Below are 20971 nucleotides of genomic sequence, written 5' to 3' on the forward strand. Positions count from 1 at the left end.
CAACGCCAACCGTCTACATTCCACCCTCGGATACCGCACACCCACCGAGGTCCGCCTCGGGTATCGTCACGACCACGCCCTCGCAGCGTGAGAACCCCGGTGTCCGGTCCTGGGGTGGAAGCTCAGCCCGGCAGCGGGGCCCGTTCGACGATGGTCATGTCGCTGCCCTCCGCTGCTGCGCCATGCGACCCGCTGCCGGTGGGATCAGACGTCCGCGCCTACGGAGGCCAGGGCGGCCTGACGTGCGCGCGGGCAGTTCGGGGCCGGTCGGTGCAGCCATTCTGGTGAACCGTCCGCCTGCTCCGCCGTCGAGCATGCGTACTGCTGCCGCGGCGGCGACAAGTCCGAGAGCGAGCACAGGGCCGCTGGCCGTGGCGAGCGCCACGTAAAGCGAGCCGACTGCGAACAGCAGCGTCAACCAGGCCCACCGCTGGTGTTCGACCCGGGCATAGCCGGCGTCGCGGCACACCTGCGGCCGCGATGCAAGGCGGCGCTGGGGGCACCGTCGTGCCGGACGGGCCCCGACGCCAGCAGGTGAGGACCGGCTGCGGGCGTCTACGGGCCGGTCGGTCGCCCGACACCGGTTCCCGTACCGATCACGGCGGCGGATGCGGACGGGTGGACGATTCATTGCTGCACCCCCTGGGGGCCGACCCGTGACGGCTCGCCTCGCGGGCGCGCGGTTCAGAGGCCCAAGTTCATGGTCATCCGGTACGGGGCCGCCGCCAATGCGGGCCGACACCCAAATGTGGCCGGCCGACACGCCATCACTCCGGTCCCGCGCAGCGTTTGGCACCGCAGAAATGGGTGCTGACGCGTATTGGCAGGTGGAAGCTGGCAGGCTTGCCTTGGGGACAGGCAGCAAACCGATAGCGGCCGTGCGGCAACCAAAGAGCCGGCACGCCCTCATGACGGTCGGTGGGTAGGTTTCGTCGGCGGGGGACGGAGGTGTTTGGAATGCCGCTGTTCTGGCGAATCTTCCTGCTGAACGCGGCGGTACTGGTCGCGGCGACCATGGTGCTACTGCTCGGGCCGGTCACGGTCTCCACCCCGGTGCTGCTCACCGAAGCGCTGGTGCTGGCAGTCGGTCTGGCGTTGATGCTCGTGGCCAACGCGGCACTGCTGCGCGTCGGGCTCGCGCCCCTGCACCGACTAAGCCGAGCAATGACCACCATCGACCTGCTGCAACCCGCACCACGGCCGATAGCGGCCGGGCACGCCGGAATCGCGAACCTGATCACGGCATTCAATAAAATGATCGACAGGCTGGAGGCCGAACGCGCCACCAGCACCGCCAGGGCGCTGTCCGCACAGGAGGACGAACGCCGCAGGGTGGCCCAGGAACTGCACGACGAGGTCGGCCAGACGCTCACCGCCGTACTGCTCCAACTCGATCAGGTCGCCCGGCACGCCCCGGCGCCGTTGAGCGAACAGCTACGCCAGGTCCAGGAGACCACCCGAGCCAGCCTCGACGAGATCCACCGCATCGCCCGCCGACTGCGCCCGGGTGTGCTCGAACAGCTCGGATTGCCAAGCGCGCTGAAAGCGCTCATCACGGAAGTCACCGGGCACACCGACCTGACGGTCCACCACCGCCTGGGTCAGGACCTGCCCCCCATGAACGCCGAGACCGAACTGGTGATCTACCGGATCGCCCAGGAAGGGCTGACCAACGCCGTACGCCACGCCCGCGCCACCAGCGTGGAACTGTCCCTGCAACGCATCCCCGAAGGCGCCGACCTGCGCGTCAGCGACAACGGACGCGGCATCGCCGACGCCCGCGAAGGCGCCGGCATCCGCGGCATGCGTGAGCGCGCGCTGCTCATCGGCGCCGGGCTCACCGTCACCGGCAGCGCCGCCGGCGGCACCGAGGTCCGGCTGCGCGTACCGCTCCGGGAGAAGGGCGAACCGCCATGACCGCGCCCACCCGCATCCTGCTCGCCGACGACCACGCCCTGGTACGGCGCGGCGTGCGGCTCATCCTTGACAGCGAACCCGACCTGACCGTCGTCGCCGAAGCCGGCGACGGGGCCGAGGCGGTGGCGCTGGCCCGCGCGGAACAGCCCGATCTGGCCGTCTTGGACATCGCGATGCCGCGGCTTACCGGCCTGCAGGCCGCTCGCGAGCTGTCGCGGACACTGCCCGGACTGCGCATACTCATCCTGACCATGTACGACAACGAGCAGTTCTTCTTCGAGGCCCTGCGAGCCGGCGCCAACGGCTACGTCCTGAAGTCGGTGGCCGACCGCGACCTCGTCGAGGCTTGCCGCGCCGCGATGCGCGACGAGCCGTTCCTGTACCCGGGTGCCGTCACCGCGCTGATCCGCGACTACCTCGATCGCGCCGCGCGCGGCGAAGGCCTGCCGGCGCGCACCATCACCGAGCGTGAGGAGCAGGTGCTCAAACTCGTCGCCGAGGGCCACTCCTCCAAGGAGATCGCGCAGATGCTGTTCATCAGTGCCAAGACCGTCGAACGGCACCGAGCCAACCTGATGCAGAAGCTCGGGATGAGGGACCGGCTCGAACTGACCCGCTACGCCATCCGCGCCGGGCTTATCGAGCCTTGAAGACCGATCAGCACCACGCGTCGATGCGCATGGCGACAGTGCCCGGCGCCGGCGGCCACGTGATCACGATCTGGGTATGCGGGCCGCAGTCACCCGGTTGCTCGGGTTCCGGTGCGCGTCTCGCTGCGGCAAATGGGTGTCAAACCCCATAGCCTGGGCATGTCCTCCCGGCGGATCATGAGTTAAGACGCGTGCTGACGCAACCGATCGCGGGCAGCGACGATCGCGTGCCGCCATCCAGGCCGCTCCCCGCAGGAAACCTGCCGATCGGCGGACTTCGGCACACCAGGATTCAGCCACAGCAACTCGGACCCGTCGGCGGCAGAGCACGCGGCGGGAGCGCTCAGTCACGCACCGTCCGCTGCCCGACGCTCTCGGCCGTGCGCGAAGGAGCTGCCGTGACGCTCGCCGCTTTGTACGTGCTACTGGCAGTCGGCGCGGGCGTCGTCCTGATCAGTGTCGGCGCTGCGAAGCTGGCAGCACGCCTGGGAATGCCGGTCCTACTGGCCTTTCTCTGCGTAGGCCTACTTCTCGGACAGGACGTGGCCGGAGTGCCTTTCGACGACGCCGCCCTGGCACAGGCGCTAGGACTGGCCGCCCTGGCCCTCATCCTGGTCGAAGGGGGCCTCACCACCACCTTCAGCGACATCCGCACCGTCCTCGCACCGGCATCCGCGCTGTCCACGATCGGAGTCCTCGTCAGCGTCGCGGTCACAGCGGCAGCCGCCCGGCTGCTGCTACAGATCGACTGGCAGATTGCGCTGCTGCTCGGCGCGATCGTGTCATCGACCGACGCCGCCGCAGTGTTCTCCGTACTACGTACGGTGCCGCTGCCCCGACAGCTCAGCGGACTGATCGAGGCCGAGTCCGGGCTCAACGACGCGCCGACGTTCCTGCTCGTCGCGGCGCTGAGCACCACCACCCTGCCGCACCTCTCCCCGCTGCCGCTCGCCGTCAGCATGCTCGTCCAGCTCATCGCCGGCGGCCTCATCGGCATCGCTGTCGGAGCAGCCGCCGCCCGGCTGCTGCGCCGACTGACCCTTCCCGCCTCCGGCCTGCACCCCATCGCCACCGTGGCCAGCGGCATCCTGGCATTCGCCGTCGCCGGTCTGGCCCAGACCAGCGGCTTCCTGGCCGCTTACCTCGCCGGGCTCGTCCTGGGCAATGCCGGGCTGCCGCACCGGCGCGTCACCCGCTCAGTGGCCCAAGGCCTCGGCTGGATCGCCCAGATCGGCCTGTTCGTCATGCTGGGCCTGCTGGCCACCCCCACCGAGCTGCCCTCAGCCATCGTCCCCGCGCTGGTCATCGGCACAGCACTGCTGCTGCTGGCCCGGCCGGCCTCCGTCGCGGTATCACTGACGCCGTTTCGCGTGCCCTGGCGCGAACAGGTGTTCCTGTCCTGGGCCGGACTGCGCGGCGCCGTGCCCGTCGTACTGGCCACCGTCCCGGTCGTCGCCGCCGCACCGGGCAGCGACCAGGTGTTCAACATCGTCTTCGTGCTCGTCGTGGTGTTCACGATCATCCAGGCCCCCACTTTGCCGACCCTCGCCCGCCTGCTGCGGCTGACCCCACCCCACATCGGGCTAGACCTGCAGGTCGAGCTCGCCCCGCTGGACACCATGGACGCCGACCTCATCCACGTCACCATCGAACCAGGGTCCCGCCTGCATGGGGTATACCTGACCGAACTGCGCCTGCCACCCCCGGCCGCAGCCACCCTGATCGTGCGCGGCGACGACACGTTCGTACCCGACGCGCACACCAGACTGCACACCGGCGACGAACTGGTCGTGCTGACCACACCGCACGTACGCGAAGCCACCGAGCAGAGGCTACGCGCGGTGGCACGCGCAGGACGCCTGGCATCGTGGTTCGGCGACACCGGTCGGCGCTGATCTCCCCTCCCGCACATCGGCGCCGTTCTAGGCTGGGACTACGGGCGGCCGGCTCATCGCACGAGCGAAAGCCACGATGGCAGAAGCGTCGCGCACCGACCAGGGAGCGTCCAGACATGACCGTGCTCGGCTCGCAGGGCACGCGACGATGGTGGTGGCACGATGCGAGGAAAGGCCGTCAGCACCCCGGACGATGCAGCGGCGCATACCCTTGACGGCATGACGCTGTGGCCGCTCGGTGGTGCGGAACCGGCGTCCACCCTCGAGCTACGACGCGTTGGTGTCCGCGCGCGCAGCGCGGTGAGGAGCACACCGACATGACAGGTGTTCCTGGCGCGCGGGTCGCGGACGCGGCAGAGGTGTTGCGCGCGGATCGGATCGACGCGGTCGTGTTCGACCTCGACGGTGTGCTGACCGATACCGCGGAGCTGCACGCATCCGCGTGGAAACAGGCCTTCGACGCCGTGCTGGATGCCCGCGCCCACGGTGGGGGATTCCTGCCGTTCGACGTCGACAATGAGTACCGCACACATGTCGACGGCAGGCCCCGCCTTGACGGAGCACGGGCCTTCCTGCTGTCGCGGGGTATCGACCTGCCCGACGGCAACCCCGCCGATCCGCCCGGCGAGCAGACGGTGTGGGCGGTGGCCAACCGCAAGAACGAGGGCTTCAACGCGCTGCTCGCCGAGCAGGGGGTACGGACCTTCCCGTCCTCGGTCGACCTGGTGCGGCGGCTGCGTGACGCCGGCGTGTTCACCGCTGTGGTCACCGCCAGCCGCAATGCCGGCCGGGTCCTGGCCGTGACGGGCCTGGGTGATCTGTTCGACGTGCGTGTCGACGGTGAGGACGCCGCGTCGCTGGACCTGCCCGGCAAACCCGACCCGGCGACCTACCTGGAAGCGGTGCGCCGGCTCAGCGTGGCACCGGACCGGGCTGTCATCGTCGAGGACGCCCTGGCCGGGGTCGAGGCCGGCCACCGCGGCGGGTTCGCGCTGGTCGTCGGCGTCGACCGCAAAGGGCACCGCGACGCGCTGGCGGCGGCGGGCGCCGATGTCGTCGTGGACGATCTCGCTGAGCTTCCGTTCGAGCCGGTGCGCGCGCGGCACCCTCCCGGACTCCCCGCGGGTCAGGACTTCTGCGTCGGCGGCCAGGCGCGCGACGGCTGGGTCCTGTGCTACGACGGATACGAACCCGCCCGGGAGGGGCTGCGGGAGACGCTGTGCGCCACGGGCAACGGATACCTTTGCACGCGCGGGGCCGCGCCGGAGTGCCCGGCCGACGGCGTGCATTACCCCGGCAGCTACCTGGCCGGCGTCTACAACCGCCTGCTGACCCCGGTGGGCGGCCGTACGCTAGAGCATGAGCACCTGGTGAACATCCCGAACTGGCTGCCGCTGCAGTTCCGTATCACGGGCGGCGACTGGTTCTCGCCGGACACCGCCGAGCTGCCCGCGTACCACGTCGACCTCGACCTGCGTGCAGGCGTGCTGACCCGGAGCCTGCGCTGGCGCGATCCGGTCGGCCGGCACACCACCGTCGTGCAGCGCCGCCTGGTCCACATGGGGCTCGCCCACCTCGCCGCGCTCGAGACCACGTTCACCGCCGAGGACTGGTCCGGTGAGCTGGAGGTGCGCACCGGCATCGACGGCACCGTCGTCAACGCGAACCTGCCCGAAGATGCGCCGCTGGTCAAGAAGCATCTGATGCCCGAGTCCGCCCTGACCGATGGGGACACGGTCATGGTCACGGTGGTGACGGCCCAGTCGCGCATCCGCATCGCGGTCGCGGCCCGCACCGTCGTACGCGACGGCTTTGGCGGGCCGGTCGCCATCGCCCGCACCCCGGTGGTCGACGATCGCGGAGATGCGGCACAGGTGCTGCACTGCGAGCTCGTACAAGGCAGGCCGCTGACCGTGGAGAAGGTCGCGGCGGTGGCCACGGTGCGCGATCCCGCCGTCGGCGAGCCGGCACTGGCCGCGCGCGTTGCGGTGTCCGAGGCCGGCGACTTCGACGAACTGCGCCGGTCCCATGAACGGGCCTGGTGGACACTGTGGGAGCGCTTCGACCTGGTCGTCGACGCTGATGACGAGGTGGTGCTGGCGCTGCGCCTGCACACCTTCCACTTGTTGCAGACCCTGTCGCCGCACACCGCTCACCTCGACGCCGGAGTGCCCGCGCGGGGTCTGCACGGCGAGGGCTACCACGGGCACGTGTTCTGGGACGAGATGTTCGTGTTCCCTGTGCTCAACCTGCGCATGCCGGCGCTGACACGGTCGCTGCTGCTCTACCGCTGGCAGCGGCTGGGCGCGGCGCGCAGCGCGGCGCGCCAGGCCGGCCACCCTGGGGCGATGTTTCCGTGGGAGAGCGCCAGCGATGGCCGCGAGCAGACCCCGACGGAGCTGTTCGACACGGTGTCCGGCGAGTGGGTCGGTAACCACTCCTACCTGCAGCGCCATGTCGGCATCGCCATCGTGTACGACACGTGGCAGTACTACCAGGTCAGCGGTGACGTCGAGTTCCTGGCCGAGTACGGCGCCGAGATGATCATCGAGATCGCCCGGTATCTCGCGAGCCTGGTCGAGTACGACGCGGGCGACGGCCGGTACGGGATAAGTGGCGTCCTTGGCCCGGACGAGTACCACGACGCCTATCCGGGCGCGGCGCAGCCGGGGCTGCGCGACAACGCCTACACCAACGTGATGACCGCGTGGGTGTTGTGCCGGGCCCTGGACGCGATCGGCCTGGCCTCCGGGCACCACAGCGGCAGGCTTTGGGACAGGCTGCAGCTCAGCGAGCCCGAACTGAACCGGTGGGAGCACATCAGCCGGCACCTGCGGATCCCGTTCCATGACGGCGTGATCAGCCAGTTCGACGGTTACGGCAAGCTTGCGGAGTTCGACTTCGAGGCGTACCGGTGCCGCCCCGGTGACCTGATCGGCATCGACGCGGTCCTGCGGGCCGAGGGCGACACGCCCAACCGGTACCAGCTGTCCAAGCAGGCCGACGTGCTGATGCTGCTGTACCTGCTGTCAGCCGAGGAGCTGCGGCACCTGTTCGCCCGCCTCGGCTACACCCTCGACGCCGCCACGATCCAGCGAACCGTGCGCTACTACCTGGCTCGGGTGGCACACGGGTCGAGCCTGAGCCGGATCGTGCACAGCTGGGTGCAGGCCCGCGCCGACCGGCAGCAGTCCTGGGCGCTGTTCACCGAGGCGCTGCGCGCCGACCTGGCCGACGAGCGCGGCGGCAGCACCCGCGGCGGCGTGCACCTGGGCGCGATGGCCGGCACGGTGGACCTTGCTATGCGCTGCTACACCGGCCTGGAGAGCCGCGACGACATCCTGTACCTGCATCCGATGCTGCCGGCCGAGCTGCGGGCGCTGCACGTGGAAGTGCTCTACCGCGGGCATTGGGTCGTCATCGACGTCGATCATCGGCGACTGCGTGTCGGGTCACGGCCCTGCGCCGAACCTCCGATAGCGATCTGCGTCGACGGGACGGTCCACAGCCTGCGTGCCGGGCACCACCACGAGTTCCACAGCCGCGATGACGGCGGAACGCGCGCCGTCGGGTAGATCCGCGGGCCCGGGCAGACCACCGGACCTTCGGATGTGGGACGACCAGGACCGGGCAGGCGGCGGTGCAGGACCTGCTGGATGACCGAGACGGTCAGTCGTTTGGGTGAGCGCAGAGGTCGATCGGCCGTCCCGACCACACGGGTGAACCTCAACCATCTCCATCATCCGTAGCCCCGCTCATCGTAAGTTTTCTCGCGGGAACTGGCGTGACCAGGTTGCGCGTTGCCCCGTTCGGCGCCGACGCGCTGGGAAGCCTGCGTGTGCCGTATAACGACGTGAAACGGCGGGTGAAGCGGGATGATCAAGGGCCAGGCGTGAGAGCCTGTCGTAGACGTCGGATGTGCCGTTTTGGCCGGTGTCGACCCTTTCCGCCTCGGTGATGAGGCGATAGGCCCTGTCCCGAACTCGGAGCACGACCGTGGCCAGCGCGTCAGCTGTCACCGAACCCGCCAGCACGGCGAGCTTGGCCTGGGACTCGGTGTCCGTGCCGGGTCCGAAGCTCAGCTCGCCGATGAGCAGCGAGGCGGTGAACCCGACACCGGTCAGAGCGCCAGGCCCAGGACGTCGGCCCAGGCCTCGGCCTGATCCGAGGCGTCGTGCCCTGCACAGCGTTCCGCCGTACGAGGCGTGCTGATGCGTCCTCGGGACACGCCGAATGCCGGTCGGGGGGGATTCACTTTCGCCGGGCCGGTCGCGACCTGGTCGTCCCCGGCCGCGATGGTCGGGGGCGATCAGGCCGAACTCTCGGCAGCAGGCGGGTGGCAGGCGCAGCGCGGCTGACGTCGCGGTCGGGGTCGTCCCCGTGGACCGGCAGGGGGGTGCTCGCCGCTGGCTCGTTGTCCCGCCGGCCTGCCGCCAAGCTCGCGGCGACGACGACGGCAAGCACCACGATGATCACAGCCAGGGACAGCGCGGTGGGCAGCTCGGGCACGGCTGGCCAGAGCCCGTGCGCCCAGTGGGACACAAGTTTGAAGCCGATGAAGGCCAGGATCAGCGCCAGGCCGTGGTTGAGGTAGCGCAGCCGGTTCAGGGTGTTGTGCAGCACGAAGTACAGCGCCCTCAGCCCCAGCAGCGCGAACGCGTTGGTGACGAACACCAGGTATGGGTCTTGGGTCACGCCGTAGACCGCCGGCACCGAATCGACCGCGAATACCAAGTCGGTCATGAACACTGCTGCAACCACCAGCGCCATCGGCGTCAGCGCCCGCACCCCGTCGGCGCCGCGTACCGTCAGCCGCGTGCCGTGGTAGTCGGCGGTGACCGGCATCAGCCGGCGTAGCAACCGCACGCTGCGCAGGCCGTCGACGGTTATCACATGCTCGTCGCCGCGTCGGGCCTCGCGCAGCACCTTGACCGCGGTAACCAGCAGCACCGCACCGAACAGCAGGAACGCCCAGGTGCCTGCCTGCAGCATCGCCGCGCCCGCGGCGATGAACACCGCGCGAAGCGCCAGAGCGCCTACGATGCCGTACAGCAGCACGCGCTGCGCCAGCCTGGCTGGTACGGCGAACGCCGACAGCAGCAGCATGAACACGAACAGGTTGTCCACCGACAGTGACTTCTCCACCGCGTAGCCGGTGAAGAACTGCACCGCCGTGTCGGTGCCGAAATGCCACCAGGTGAGCACGCCGAAGGCAACTGGCAGCGCAAGATAGAACGCTGACCAGCCGACCGCCTCGCGCAGGCCGACCTCGTGCGGGCGGCGTGTGACAGCGAAATCACACGCGAGCAGTGCGACTAGGACCACGACGGTGGTCGCCCACATCTGCGGCGAGGCGATGGAGTCCAGGGAACCGGACACAGTGGCGGTTGAAGGCATATCGGCTCCGTAGGCGCGTTCGAGGTCTCCCTCACCCGCGGGCGGGCGGCCGTCCGAGGCCGGATCGCCGGTCCCGTGCTGTCCGGAGCGGCCCTTCCGAAGTACTCCCCTCAACGGTTCAAGCCTATCCGCGTAGCGGTGAATGCGACGGTTGCAGCCGGTGCTGCCGAGGTTGACCGCACGTCGGCGGCGCGAGACGCTGGAATCAGGAGCCGCAACGGGCTTCGGCGCGTCGGCTGGAGGTCGGCGATGTCCATCGAGGCACTACTGGGCATGGTCGTCAGTGCCGTGGCATTGCTGTCTCCGCCGTACCTGCCGCCGTGCGGCTGGCGTCACCGCCACAGCTGATTTTGCGCTCACCGAAGCTAGACGCTGCAGGCCGCCAGCGAGCAAACTCTGCGAACGGCATGCCGAAGGGAGCGGCTGTGGACTACCCGGATCTTTGTCGAGACGCTGCCGCAGCAGACCGTCGCCTCGGTCCGCTGCCACGCGTGCCTGACCGCGCTCGACCACGACGTTGAAGCCGCGCTGAGGTCGATGTTGCATGACCTGACCGCCTCCGACGGCGAAGCAGCCGGCGAACCGTTCCTGATCATCCACGGCATCGACGGAATGCTCGCCACCGGCGCGAAGGGCGACGTGGAGATCTGTGTGCCCGTCGACCGCCCGCCTGCTGACGAGCACTTGCTGCTGACGCCTATGCCGGGCACGAGCGCGGCCGTGACGACCCACGACGGCGGCTGCCTGCGGCTGCCTGCGGCGTACGCGACGCTCGCCGAGTGGATCAGCGGCAACGGCAGGAAGCCTATCGCCCCTCCGCGGCAAAGCGCGTTTGGTGACGCCGCGGTCTGGCTGGCGTGGCCGATCCGGTGACGCCGACGCCGTAAGTGCCCGGGCCTCTCGTGTGGCGCCCCAGCAGAGGGCGGGGAGTCGGCAGCAGAGGGCGGGGAGTCGGGTGGCATGGTGCCCGTTACGCAGTCGTACCTGCAAGCAGGCACCTAACGCGCGCCAAGCGCCGGGATGCGTGCTCGGTCATCTTACGTTCGTCGGTCTGCGGCGCATGTCGCTGTGGGGTGTTTGTCCCGTTCGGCGTCACGGCATCGTGGCCGAACCAGGTCCGGCCCAGGACGGTTCGGCATACCCGGTGCGACGTGCGCAAACCCTGACGTCGTCACCTCCGCCGGGCAGCCGCCGGCGGGGTTTGCCTGCCGGGCGTCCGGGAACGTATCTACAACAGCCCGTGGAGGTCGGTCATGGACGTGATCGTTGTCGGGGTGGACGGATCAGAGCCGTCGCAGCGGGCTGTGCTGTGGGCGGCCGACGAGGCGGCATGGCGCGGCTGCGCGCTGAAGGTCGTGCTCGCCGTCGCCGAGCAGCGCGGTGGCTCTGCGCATCTGACCGCGGATCTGACGCCGCAGGCCACGCAGATCACCGACCGCGCCCGCGAACTGGCCCACACGAGCCATCCTGACCTCGACGTCGGCGGTGCCCCCGTTGTAGGTCACCCGGCCAAGGTGCTGGTCGACGAATCAGAAGGCGCCGACCTGGTCGTGGTCGGCAGCCGCGGACACGGCGGCTTCCACGACATGCTGCTCGGCTCGACCAGCCTGCACGCCGCCATGCACGCCCACTGCCCGGTGGCCGTGGTCCGTCGCCCGAGCGGGGCGGGCCATGATCGTGCCCCGGTCGTCGTCGGGGTTGACGGCTCCGCCTCGTCGCAGGCCGCGGCAGAGCTCGCCGCGTACGAGGCCGACCTGCGCGGCGCGCCGCTGACGGTGCTGCACGCGTGGCCATCGGGCGCCGACGAGGCGCTGGGTCCGTGGGCGCTGGTCGGCCAGACCGGTGTCCTGGATGCCGAACCGGCTGGCGTGGCCGAGGAAGCGGCAGCCGCCGTCCGCGCTGTGTACGTGCAGGCCGAGGTCACCGCGCGCACGGTCCGCCGGAGGCCGGCGGGTGCGCTGCTGGCCGAGTCGAAGCGCGCGTGCCTGGTCGTGGTCGGCTGCCGCGGCCACGGCGGTTTCGCCGGGCTGCTGCTCGGCTCGGTGAGCCAGGCGCTGGTACACCACGCGGGCTGCCCGGTACTAGTCAACCATCGCCATGACACGTGACATGACCGCACCGCGACTGCGGGAGCTGCGCGACCTGGCCGCGGCGACCCCGCAGCGGCGTGTGCGGTACGTCGACCTGCTGCGGGCCGTGGCCATCACCGCCGTGGTCGTCGGGCACTGGCTGGCGGTCGTGGTGGTCGCCGACGAGCGGGGCCTGCACGGGCACACCCTGCTGGCCGACCTGCCCTGGACGCATGCGCTGACCTGGCTGTTTCAGGTGATACCGGTGTTCTTCCTGGTCGGCGGGTTCGCCAACGCCGCGTCGCTGCACCGGTGGCGCGAGCGCGGCGCCGCCGTCACTGGCTGGCTACTGGCGCGCAGCGCCCGACTGGTGTCGCCCACGACGGTGCTGCTGGCAACGCTGTGCGGCGCTGCGGCGCTGGCGCGCCTGGCGGGCGCGGACCCGGTCCTGGTCGCGACTGCGGTGTGGCTGGCCGCGATTCCGCTGTGGTTCCTGGCCGCCTATCTCGCGCTGATCCTACTGACCCCGCCGCTTTACGCCACATACCAGCGAATGGGTGTGTGGCTGCCGGTGCTGCTGGCGGGGCTCGTCGCGGCGGGCGACGCCGTCAGGTGGCACAGTCCGGGCTCGGCGCTTCCGTTCGCGAACTTTCTGCTCGCCCCGCTGGTCGCCTACACCGCAGGGTTCGCGTGGCAGGCCGGGCATCTGCCGTCGCGTCCTTGCGCCTGCGCGACAGTACTGGTGGGCGGGCTGGGGGCGCTGCTGCTACTCACCGTCGCCGGCCCCTACCCGGTCAGCATGATCAACGTGCCGGGCGCGGTGGTGCAGAACTCGTCCCCGCCCACCGTGGCGCTGCTGGCGCTGGCGAGCGCGCAGCTGGGCCTGGTGCTGCTGCTGTATGAGCGGGGCGAGCGGCTGCTGCGCGAGCGTGCCCGCGTTTGGGTTGCGGTCGTCGCTGCCAACACGGTGATCATGACTGTGTTCCTGTGGCACATGAGCGCCGTCGTGCTGGTCGTGCTGGCGCTGTACGCCACCGGTGTCCTGCCGGCCGCCCCGCCCGGTACGGCGTCGTGGCTGCTGACCCGCCTGCCGTGGCTGGCTCTGCTGTCGGTGATGCTGGCCGGGCTGGTGGCCGTGTTCGGCCGCTTCGAAACCATCCCGGCACCGCGCCTGGCCACGCAGCGCGGCCTGGCGACGCCCGGCCTGCCGGGCAGTCCGGCAAAATGGACAGCGGCGGTGATTTTTGGATATGCCGCGACAGCGTTGGGTTTGGCGGGCATCGCCTCGGCGGGTCGCGTCGACCACGGCCTGTTCGGCCTGGCGACCGTCCCGGTGCTGGTGTTCTTCGCTGGCGCGGCGCTGCTGCGCACGGCACGCGCGGCAGGCGGCCCCGTGTCGCGGCTCGGGCAGGGCGACATCGGGCCCGTTTCCGGGCGGTAGCGGTTGGCTGGGTTCGGGAATCCGGCTCCTCGAACCCACACACCATCTGCCGTCGCCGGCACGTGCGAGCGGACAGCTAAAGGCAACCGATGGCGTCTACGAACGGTTCGTCGTCGTCGCCGTTCGCGTCGCGGGCCACCTCGGATCCCGGTCGGCTCATGAAGGCGAGCCGTTTGCGGGCCCCGATGAGGACGCTTGATCTGCTGGTGTGCCGCCGCGGTCCGGCTCGGCCGGCGGCACCGCGCCACGCACGCATTCCATGAACCGCATGACCTCGACCGGCAGCGGAAACACCAGGGTCGCGTTGCGCTCAGCGGCGAACTCCGACATCGTCGACAGTGTACGCAGCTGCATCGCGGCGGGGTGGGCCTCGATGACGTCGGCAGCGCGCCCGAGGTTGGCGGCGGCCTCGTACTCGCCGAGAGCGTGGATGACCTTGGCGCGGCGGTCGCGTTCCGCTTCGGCCTGCGCGGCCATGGCCCGGCGCATCGTATCGGGCAGCTCGACGTCCTTGACCTCGACGAGGGTGACCTTAACGCCCCAGGGGTCGGTGACGGCGTCGACGATCTGCTGCAGCTTCTGGTTGATCTCGTCGCGTTTGGTGAGCAGGTCGTCGAGGTCGACCTGGCCAAGAATGCTGCGCAGGGTCGTCTGCGCGATCTGTGACGTGCCAAGGATGTAGTCCTCGATGGCGATGACGGCGTGGATCGGGTCGACGACGTTGAAGTAGGTGACGGCGTTGACCCGGACCGTGACGTTGTCCTTGGTGATGACGTCCTGCGGCGGGATGTCCATGGTGACGGTGCGCAGGGACACCTTCACCATGCGGTCGACGACCGGGATGATGAAGAACAGGCCCGGGCCTTTCGCGCCGATCACCCGGCCCAGGCGGAAGATGACGCCGCGCTCGTATTCGGGCACGATGCGCACCGAGGCCCACAGCAGCAGCAGGGCGACGACGGCGGCGATGACGGCGGCGATGAGCGTGTCGGACATGTCAGCCTCCTTCGCCGGGCGGGGTGCCGTCCGGTTCGACCAGCAGGGTGAGCCCGTCGGCGCCGGTGACGCGGACGGTCTGCCCCGCAGTCAGCGGTACGCCGGCGCGCAGTTGCCACCAGGCGCCGTCGACGAATGCGGTGCCGGTGGTGCCCTGGCTGGCCGCCACGGTCGCGGGGCGGCCCGTCAACGCCGCCGTGCCGCTGAGCGGTGGGCTGCTGCGGGCACGCCAGGCGATCCGCCCGGCCACTATGGATCCGGCGCCGACCAGGACCGCGGTGGGCAGGAACACGGCCGGGTTGACCCGGGCCGGGTCTTCGAACAGCAGCAGCCCGGCCAGGGCCAGAGAGATCGCGCCGCCGGCGGCGAACACGCCGACCCCCGGGGTGAGCACCTCGGCCAGGAACAGGCCCGCGGCCAGCGCAAGCAGCACCAGCCCCGCGACGTTGACCGGCAGCACGCTCAGCCCGACGAAGCCCAGCACCAGCAGGATCACGCCGATGACACCGCCCAGGCCCATGCCGGGGGTGGCGAGCTCGTAGACCACGGCCAGGGTGCCGATGGACAGGAACAGGAACGCCAGGTTCGGGTCGGCGAGGATCTGCAGCAGCCGCCGCGCGCCGCTGATGTCGTAGTCGCTGGTCGTCGCGGCGGCGGTGGCCAGCGTGACGGTGCTGCCGTCGGCGAGGGTGACCGGGCGGCCGTCGATGGCCTGCAGCAGCTCGGCCCGGTTCGCGGCGATCAGGTCGATCACGCCGAGTTGTTCGGCCTGCTGGGCGGGGACGGCCTTGCCCTGGCGTACGGCGTCGGCGGCGAACTGCTGGTCCCGGCCGCGCAGCCCGGCGATCGACTGGGCGTAGGCCGCGAAGTCGTTGATGATCTTGTCGCCGGCGGGTTCGCCGGTCTGCGCGTTGACCGGGGTCGCCGCGCCGATCGTCGTTCCCGGAGCCATCGCGGCGACGTGAGCCGCCATCGTGATGATCGCTCCGGCCGACGCGGCGCGGGCCCCGGACGGCTCGACGTATACGATCACCGGCACGCGGGCGGACAGCAAGTCACGCACGATGGCGCGCATCGCCGGGTCCAGTCCGCCCGGCGTGTCCAACTCCACGAGCAGCGCCTCGCTGCCGCGGTCGACGGCAGCGGCCACGGCGTCGCCGACGTGGTCAGCGATCACTGGTGTGATGACACCCTCGACCCGGGTCACCAGAACGACGGGTGTCTGCCCGGCCGCCGGCTGCGCGCCGACGGCTACGGCGAACGCCACGGCGAGCAGCGCCCACACGCGCAACACCCAAGTCACGGTACCTCCCTCCCGCGCCGCCACGGCGGCGGTGGAAGTGCTCCGCCAAACCGGACTACCCCTAGAAAATCCTGGCCAAACGCCAAAACGGTGTGCGGAGGGGTCTTGATCCCGGACAACTCCGGCACGCGGCAATTTCCGCGCGGCCTCGTAGGCGAGCTGTTCAGAGCCGAAAGCCCACCATTGCCGCATCGTCATCGGCCACGCCGGTGGCCGGCTGTCGGCGGCGTAGCTGCTCGCCCCTGGCAGCGCGGGGACCGGCTGGCCGTCATAGGCACCCGCGGCCGCGGCGGCTTCACCGGCCTGTTGCTGGCTCGGTCAGCCAGACCCTGCTGCACCACGCCGCTTGCCCGGCGCTCATCACGCACCACCCACGGCTGCCCGGCGGCGAACAGCGCCCTGGCGATGCACCGCACCAGCCAGGGCTGACCGCGGGGACCAGAGGTGGACCAACTTGACGGAATTCATGGCAATGCTGGAAGAACGGCCACACAGCACCACCCCGGCGGTTCGCCATACCGGTCATAATGCACTCCCAGGCGATCGCGGCCCTGCCGTGGAACTCGCCGTGGTGCATCCCTGCCAAGCTCCACCTGGTTGCGACCGCGTCCCCTCGGCCAGCTGACCCTCGACGGTGAACCGGAACTCGAACCCGCGGCGGTGCCTTCCGGACCGCGTGCAGGGCTTTAAGACTCCAGGGTCATGTCTCATCGCCGATTCCGGCGATTGCCCGACGGCACCGCCCGCAATGTCGAGGTGCCGCTCCGCGGCGATTGGTCGGTTACTGTAAATATATGTCCCATTTAGTAGCATTTGAAGGTGTTGACCGGCGGACAGCGAAGCCTGCTGGTGACGCGCATGCAGTGACGATCGGCGAAGTCAGGTCGTCCTGCGGCCAAACGATGATCATCTTCACGAAGGATCCCTGGCCGGTCTCTGGCGCGCGATGGCCCGTGGGCCGCCATCCATGCGGTGCATGCGCCGGGCACGTGTACGCCTCGGAACCACGGCGTCACGGTGATCCTGCGGTAGGGACATGACCTGTCGCGGTAGTTGCGCCGACCGACCGACCGACCGACCGACCGACCGGCCTGGCGGCCGCGGCTCGACCTCAACGAGAGCGGCAGGCCCGGCCGAGGCCGAAACGCGTGTTGCGAACCAGACTCGCGGCGCAGCCGAATGTGGCTGACGCTCGTGGTCATGCCGAGCCGGCGCGGCGAGCGTGCCGGACGACCAGCACCGGGCACGCGGCATGGTGCAGCAACTGCTGGCTGACCGACCCCAGCAGCAGCCCGGCGAATCCGCCACGTCCACGCGCGCCGACAACCACGAGCTGAGCCTGCCCGCTGAGATCCACCAGTGTCCGCGCGACCGGCCCGGCCCGCACCTCCTGCCGTACCGGCACGTCCGGGTGGCGCTGTCGACAACTACCGCAGGCCGTGTCGATCAGGTCGCGCTCATCGGCCAATTCGCTGGCATAGGACTCGGGCACGGGCGGAATCCCGGTCTGCGGCTCATGCCACACCCGCACCGCCAGCAACTCGCACCTGCGCTGGTCCGCCTCGGCGAACGCCGCAGCGACGGCGCCAGCAGCCCCTGGGGAGCCGTCCACGCCGAGCACCACGGGTCCGGTCCGGTTGTCATCGCCCCGCACCACGAGCACGGGCGTCTCGATGTGGGAAGTCACGTGCACGGCCACAGACCCGAGCAGCAGGCCGCTGAACCCGCCAAGCCCGCGGTCACCGAGGACCAGCAGGCTGGCGTTACGGGCCGCATGGAGCAGGACACCGGATGCCCCACCGGTGACCAGGTCGGTGCTCACGGCAACGGTCGCGTCGGTCGCCGCGGCCGTGTCGGCGGCCTGCGCCAGAGCCCGTTCGGCATCGTGCCGCAGGCCGCCTTCGGGTACCGAGGGCGGCGCGCCGACGTTGACATGCATCAGGGGCCAGATGAACGCGTGGACGATGCGCAGACTCACGCCCCGCCAGGCCGCTTCGCGAGTCGCCATCCGCACGGCGGCCAACGCCTGGGCCGAACCGTCGACACCGGCCACCACCGGGGCTAGATCTGTCATCGCCCACCTCCCGCCACCATCCATTATCTGTCGATATACACGGGTTCCACGGGAAGCCGGTCTGTGGGCGCCCCAGCGCTTTCAGTACCTGAACCAGCCGACCGTTAGCCGGCCGGGGTTTGATCATGCGCGTGCAGGCGCCTACGTGGTCGCCGGAGTCCCCGATGCCTGCCAAGAAGGCCCCGCGCTGCGATATCGTTGCTGTTGGAGCGCCGGGAAGTCTGGTCGGCATCGTGACCCGCCGATACTGGGGGATGAGTCCGGTGCTTGCCTGCGATCTACTCACCGAAATCCCGACCGTCACCGTTTCCACGCCCGTGCGTGATGCGGTCAGGCTGGTCGCCATCCAGGAGTTGGCCGGGCTGATCGTCGTCGACGACGATGAGCACCCGATGCGAGTACTGCCCGGTGCGCAGGTGCTAAGGCTGGCAGTTCCTGCGTACTGCCTGGAAGATCCGATTTTGGCGCACCTGGTGGACGAGGCGTCCGCGGACGCCTTCGTCGAAACTCTCGGCACCCGGACGGTTGGACAGTGCCTCGGCGAGCGCGCACGACAGATGCCGGTGGTCGGCCCCGAAGCTACGGTGCTAGAAATCGCTTCGCTGATGGCGTGCACGGGCAGCGAGCTGGTCGCGGTCGTCGACGCGGGCGTGCTGCAAGGCGCGGTGAGCCTGCAGGCGCTGCTGGACGAGCTGGTACCAGGCTGAAGGTGTCCCGGCGGCCCTGGGAGGTGGGGCGGTGGCCAGAGCCGTGCCCGATCGCGGCGGCTAGATCGACGTCGAAGAAGCAGCAGACTACCTGCCGATCGAGAATCACGCGCTGATCGGCGATGGCCGCGGCAGTGCGCTGGTCGGCGTCGACGGCTCGATCCGGTGGCTGTGCGTGCCGCGTTTCGACAGCCCTCCGCTGCTGCGCGGGCTGCTCGACCACCGCCGCGGCGGGCAGTTTCTCGTTACCGTCGATGGACTTTGCTCGGCACGCCAGCGCTACGTCGACGAGTCCGGCATCGTGTGCACGGAACTTGCTGCCGCCGACGGCGGTGCGGTCGAGCTGACAGATCTGTTCACGCTGCGCGAGGGCGCGACGCTGGCCGAGTACGCCCGGGCGGGCCGCGGCGAGCTGCTGCGCTGGGCGCGGGTGCGCCATGGACCGGTCGTGCTGCGGGTGGCGCTGCAGCCCTACGGCGGGGCGCAGATGTCACCACGCGGCAACGGTTGGCAGGTGAAATGCCCCCAAGCCGGCGACCTTAGCCTGCAACTGCTCGCCTCCCACCCCCTGGACTGGCCGCGAGACCGGATCAAGCTGCAGGCAGGGGAGCAGTTCTGGGTACTGCTGCGCTGGGACAGCCCCATGTACCGCCCCGACGTCGTCGACCCGCAACGGCTGCTGTCGGACACCGCGGCGGCCTGGCACGGCTGGTCGGCAAGCATCGATTACACCGGCCCGCAGCAGGCCATGGTGCGCCGGTCCGCGCTGACCCTCAAACTGCTCGACCACTTCGAGGATGGCGCGATCATCGCCGCGCCAACGTCATCGCTGCCCGAGGTGATCGGCGGCGTGCGCAACTGGGACTACCGCTACACGTGGATCCGCGACGCGGCGTTCTCCGGGTTCGCGCTGCGACGCATCGGTCTGCATGCCGAGGCCGACAGCTTCCTGGGCTGGGTGCTCGACGCCGCGGACAGCACCCGCACGCCCAGGGTGCTCTACGACCTCGACGGCGTTCTGCCGCCACACGAACGTACCGATCCCGACTTGTGCGGCTACCGCCGTTCAGCGCCGGTCAGGTGGGGCAACGCCGCGATCGAGCAGACCCAGCACGACGCCTACGGCGAGATCCTCGACTGCGCCTACCAGTGGGCCGCCCGAGGCGGACCGGTGGACGACCACCTGTGGCGGCGCCTGCACCGGCTGGCCGAGGCCGCCTACCGGCTGTGGCAGGTACCCGACCACGGCATCTGGGAGATCCGCGCCCCCGGCAGGCCGTTCACCTACTCGGTGGCGATGTGTCAGGTGGCACTCGACCGTGCCTGCCGGCTCTCACGCCGCCTGAAACTGCCCGCAGACGCCGACCGTTGGGCCCGCCAAGCCGCCGAGCTCACCGAGCAGATACTCCAATATGCCTGGGACGACCGGCTCCAGTCGCTGACCGAGCAGCTCGCACCCGGCGGCGGCCTGGACGCAAGCGTCCTGGCGCTGCCGTTGCGGCGGGTCCTGCCCGCCGACCACCCGCGCATGGCCGCGACCTGCACGGCCATCGCCCGCCACCTCGGCGCCGGCGACGGGCTGCTCTACCGCTACCTACCCGAACGTTCCCCCGACGGACTGCCCGACCGCGAGGGTGCGTTCGTGCTGTGCAGCTTCTGGCTGGCCGACAACCTGCTCGGCCAGGGCCGTATCGACGAGGCGGCCGCGCTCTACGACAACCTGTGTGCGCGGGCCAACCATGTCGGCCTGCTCGCCGAGCAGATCGACCCGTCGACCGGGTCGTTCCTCGGCAACTTCCCGCAGGCGCTCAGCCACGTCGGGCTGATCTCCACCGGGGTCGCGCTGGCAAGAGCGGCTCGCGGCGGCCAGCCTGAACTGTCCACCACCGCCTGGCATCAGCGCCAGACCATCTGATCGTCCAGTCGCAGGTAGGCGCTCCCGCAGCCGCGCCACCCGACCGCTTACCAGCGCCGCCCGCGCCCTGGCGTCGGGCGCAGGCGGCAGGCTCATGCCGTGCGCCACCGCGATGGCCGATGTCATGCAAATGTCGTCGGATACCTCCGTGGATACTCCGGCCTTCAGGCCGGAGAGGAAACGGAACTCCTGCGGAGCAGGGCAGGAAAGGACGGTTCGCCGCCAGGGCGAATCCGGCATCCGCCGGTGTCGCGGGAGGGAACAGGTGTGCTAATTCATTGCGGCCTGGCCGGCGACAACCTAGCCGGTCGGGCCTACCGCCGGGCTGGCGGGAAGTCAGGTCTGTGGAGCCTGTGTAAGACCGATGGGCGGTACGCCGCTCCTTGCTGGTAACCCAGGTCGGCAACGGGCTGTGAAGCAGAAAGTTCAACCCGCGAGGGTCGAATCCCCCTGCTTCAGCTGGGGGAGATGTCAAGAAAGTGGGCGTAGCACGCGGCGGCGCGGACCGTTGATCCGAATGTTCGGGCCCACCGAGCAACCGGCCGCGGCGGCACCCGAGATCACTGCCGCCTCGGCCGGTTCCTGCCTACAGCGACCGCAGGACTGC

14 protein-coding genes are annotated in these 20971 nt (G+C 70.1%); 9 read left to right on the plus strand and 5 right to left on the minus strand.

Annotated features, from left to right (window positions below):
• Positions 1–957: 957 nt before the first annotated feature.
• The 4 genes from FLL47_RS14590 to FLL47_RS14605 all read left to right on the plus strand — a co-directional run bounded on the left by FLL47_RS14590 (position 958) and on the right by FLL47_RS14605 (position 8037).
• Positions 958–1917, plus strand: coding sequence for a sensor histidine kinase (locus FLL47_RS14590; protein WP_144121068.1), 960 nt, complete (start codon positions 958–960; stop codon positions 1915–1917).
• Complete coding sequence (locus FLL47_RS14595) at positions 1914–2567, plus strand: response regulator (protein ID WP_144121069.1); 654 nt, start codon at positions 1914–1916, stop codon at positions 2565–2567. The genes FLL47_RS14590 and FLL47_RS14595 overlap by 4 nt, the downstream gene beginning before the upstream one ends.
• A gap of 398 nt (positions 2568–2965) precedes the next feature.
• Positions 2966–4462, plus strand: coding sequence for a potassium/proton antiporter (locus FLL47_RS14600; protein WP_144121070.1), 1497 nt, complete (start codon positions 2966–2968; stop codon positions 4460–4462).
• 317 nt (positions 4463–4779) lie between these two features.
• Positions 4780–8037, plus strand: a complete 3258-nt coding sequence (locus tag FLL47_RS14605; RefSeq protein WP_144121071.1) for a beta-phosphoglucomutase family hydrolase — start codon at positions 4780–4782, stop codon at positions 8035–8037.
• A gap of 180 nt (positions 8038–8217) precedes the next feature.
• Here the strand turns inward: FLL47_RS14605 and FLL47_RS14610 are convergent, their stop codons facing one another.
• Positions 8218–8811, minus strand: coding sequence for a Na+/H+ antiporter NhaA (locus FLL47_RS14610; protein ID WP_246157926.1), 594 nt, complete (start codon positions 8809–8811; stop codon positions 8218–8220).
• Complete coding sequence (locus tag FLL47_RS14615) at positions 8714–9859, minus strand: TerC/Alx family metal homeostasis membrane protein (RefSeq protein WP_144121072.1); 1146 nt, start codon at positions 9857–9859, stop codon at positions 8714–8716. Before FLL47_RS14615 ends, FLL47_RS14610 begins: the two co-directional genes overlap by 98 nt.
• Positions 9860–10396: 537 nt before the next feature.
• On the opposite strand from FLL47_RS14615, the gene FLL47_RS14620 reads away from it, so the two are divergent.
• The 3 genes from FLL47_RS14620 to FLL47_RS14630 all read left to right on the plus strand — a co-directional run bounded on the left by FLL47_RS14620 (position 10397) and on the right by FLL47_RS14630 (position 13369).
• Positions 10397–10732 (plus strand): GyrI-like domain-containing protein, encoded by a 336-nt coding sequence (locus FLL47_RS14620; RefSeq protein ID WP_144121073.1) that lies wholly within the window; start codon positions 10397–10399, stop codon positions 10730–10732.
• A gap of 380 nt (positions 10733–11112) precedes the next feature.
• Positions 11113–11967, plus strand: coding sequence for a universal stress protein (locus FLL47_RS14625; protein WP_222106077.1), 855 nt, complete (start codon positions 11113–11115; stop codon positions 11965–11967).
• Position 11968: 1 nt separating this feature from the next.
• Positions 11969–13369 (plus strand): acyltransferase family protein, encoded by a 1401-nt coding sequence (locus FLL47_RS14630; RefSeq protein ID WP_246157918.1) that lies wholly within the window; start codon positions 11969–11971, stop codon positions 13367–13369.
• Between the two features lie 156 nt (positions 13370–13525).
• On the opposite strand, the gene FLL47_RS14635 is transcribed toward FLL47_RS14630, so the two are convergent.
• The 3 genes from FLL47_RS14635 to FLL47_RS14645 form a co-directional block, all read right to left on the minus strand.
• Positions 13526–14365: a slipin family protein gene (locus FLL47_RS14635; RefSeq protein WP_144121074.1), complete on the minus strand. Its 840-nt coding sequence runs from the start codon at positions 14363–14365 to the stop codon at positions 13526–13528.
• A 1-nt stretch (position 14366) separates the two neighbouring features.
• The gene (locus FLL47_RS14640; protein ID WP_222106078.1) at positions 14367–15668 is read right to left on the minus strand and encodes an NfeD family protein; all 1302 of its coding nucleotides are present in this window, start codon (positions 15666–15668) and stop codon (positions 14367–14369) included.
• Between the two features lie 1198 nt (positions 15669–16866).
• Positions 16867–17742, minus strand: coding sequence for a universal stress protein (locus FLL47_RS14645; RefSeq protein WP_144121075.1), 876 nt, complete (start codon positions 17740–17742; stop codon positions 16867–16869).
• A gap of 164 nt (positions 17743–17906) precedes the next feature.
• Here FLL47_RS14645 and FLL47_RS14650 point away from each other — a divergent pair, with 164 nt between their 5' ends.
• Positions 17907–18449, plus strand: a complete 543-nt coding sequence (locus FLL47_RS14650; RefSeq protein WP_246157920.1) for a CBS domain-containing protein — start codon at positions 17907–17909, stop codon at positions 18447–18449.
• Between the two features lie 97 nt (positions 18450–18546).
• Positions 18547–20364: a glycoside hydrolase family 15 protein gene (locus FLL47_RS14655; protein WP_281286714.1), complete on the plus strand. Its 1818-nt coding sequence runs from the start codon at positions 18547–18549 to the stop codon at positions 20362–20364.
• Positions 20365–20971: the final 607 nt, after the last annotated feature.

This window comes from Catellatospora sichuanensis (genome assembly GCF_007483665.1).
GTDB lineage: Bacteria > Actinomycetota > Actinomycetes > Mycobacteriales > Micromonosporaceae > Catellatospora > Catellatospora sichuanensis.

Coding starts and splice junctions, on each gene's coding strand:
- FLL47_RS14590 (WP_144121068.1), top strand. CDS start 958: ATGCCGCTGTTCTGGCGAATCTTCCTGCTGAACGCGGCGGTACTGGTC.
- FLL47_RS14595 (WP_144121069.1), top strand. CDS start 1,914: ATGACCGCGCCCACCCGCATCCTGCTCGCCGACGACCACGCCCTGGTA.
- FLL47_RS14605 (WP_144121071.1), top strand. CDS start 4,780: ATGACAGGTGTTCCTGGCGCGCGGGTCGCGGACGCGGCAGAGGTGTTG.
- FLL47_RS14615 (WP_144121072.1), bottom strand. CDS start 9,859: ATGCCTTCAACCGCCACTGTGTCCGGTTCCCTGGACTCCATCGCCTCG.
- FLL47_RS14620 (WP_144121073.1), top strand. CDS start 10,397: ATGTTGCATGACCTGACCGCCTCCGACGGCGAAGCAGCCGGCGAACCG.
- FLL47_RS14625 (WP_222106077.1), top strand. CDS start 11,113: ATGGACGTGATCGTTGTCGGGGTGGACGGATCAGAGCCGTCGCAGCGG.
- FLL47_RS14630 (WP_246157918.1), top strand. CDS start 11,969: ATGACCGCACCGCGACTGCGGGAGCTGCGCGACCTGGCCGCGGCGACC.
- FLL47_RS14635 (WP_144121074.1), bottom strand. CDS start 14,365: ATGTCCGACACGCTCATCGCCGCCGTCATCGCCGCCGTCGTCGCCCTG.
- FLL47_RS14645 (WP_144121075.1), bottom strand. CDS start 17,742: ATGACAGATCTAGCCCCGGTGGTGGCCGGTGTCGACGGTTCGGCCCAG.
- FLL47_RS14650 (WP_246157920.1), top strand. CDS start 17,907: ATGCCTGCCAAGAAGGCCCCGCGCTGCGATATCGTTGCTGTTGGAGCG.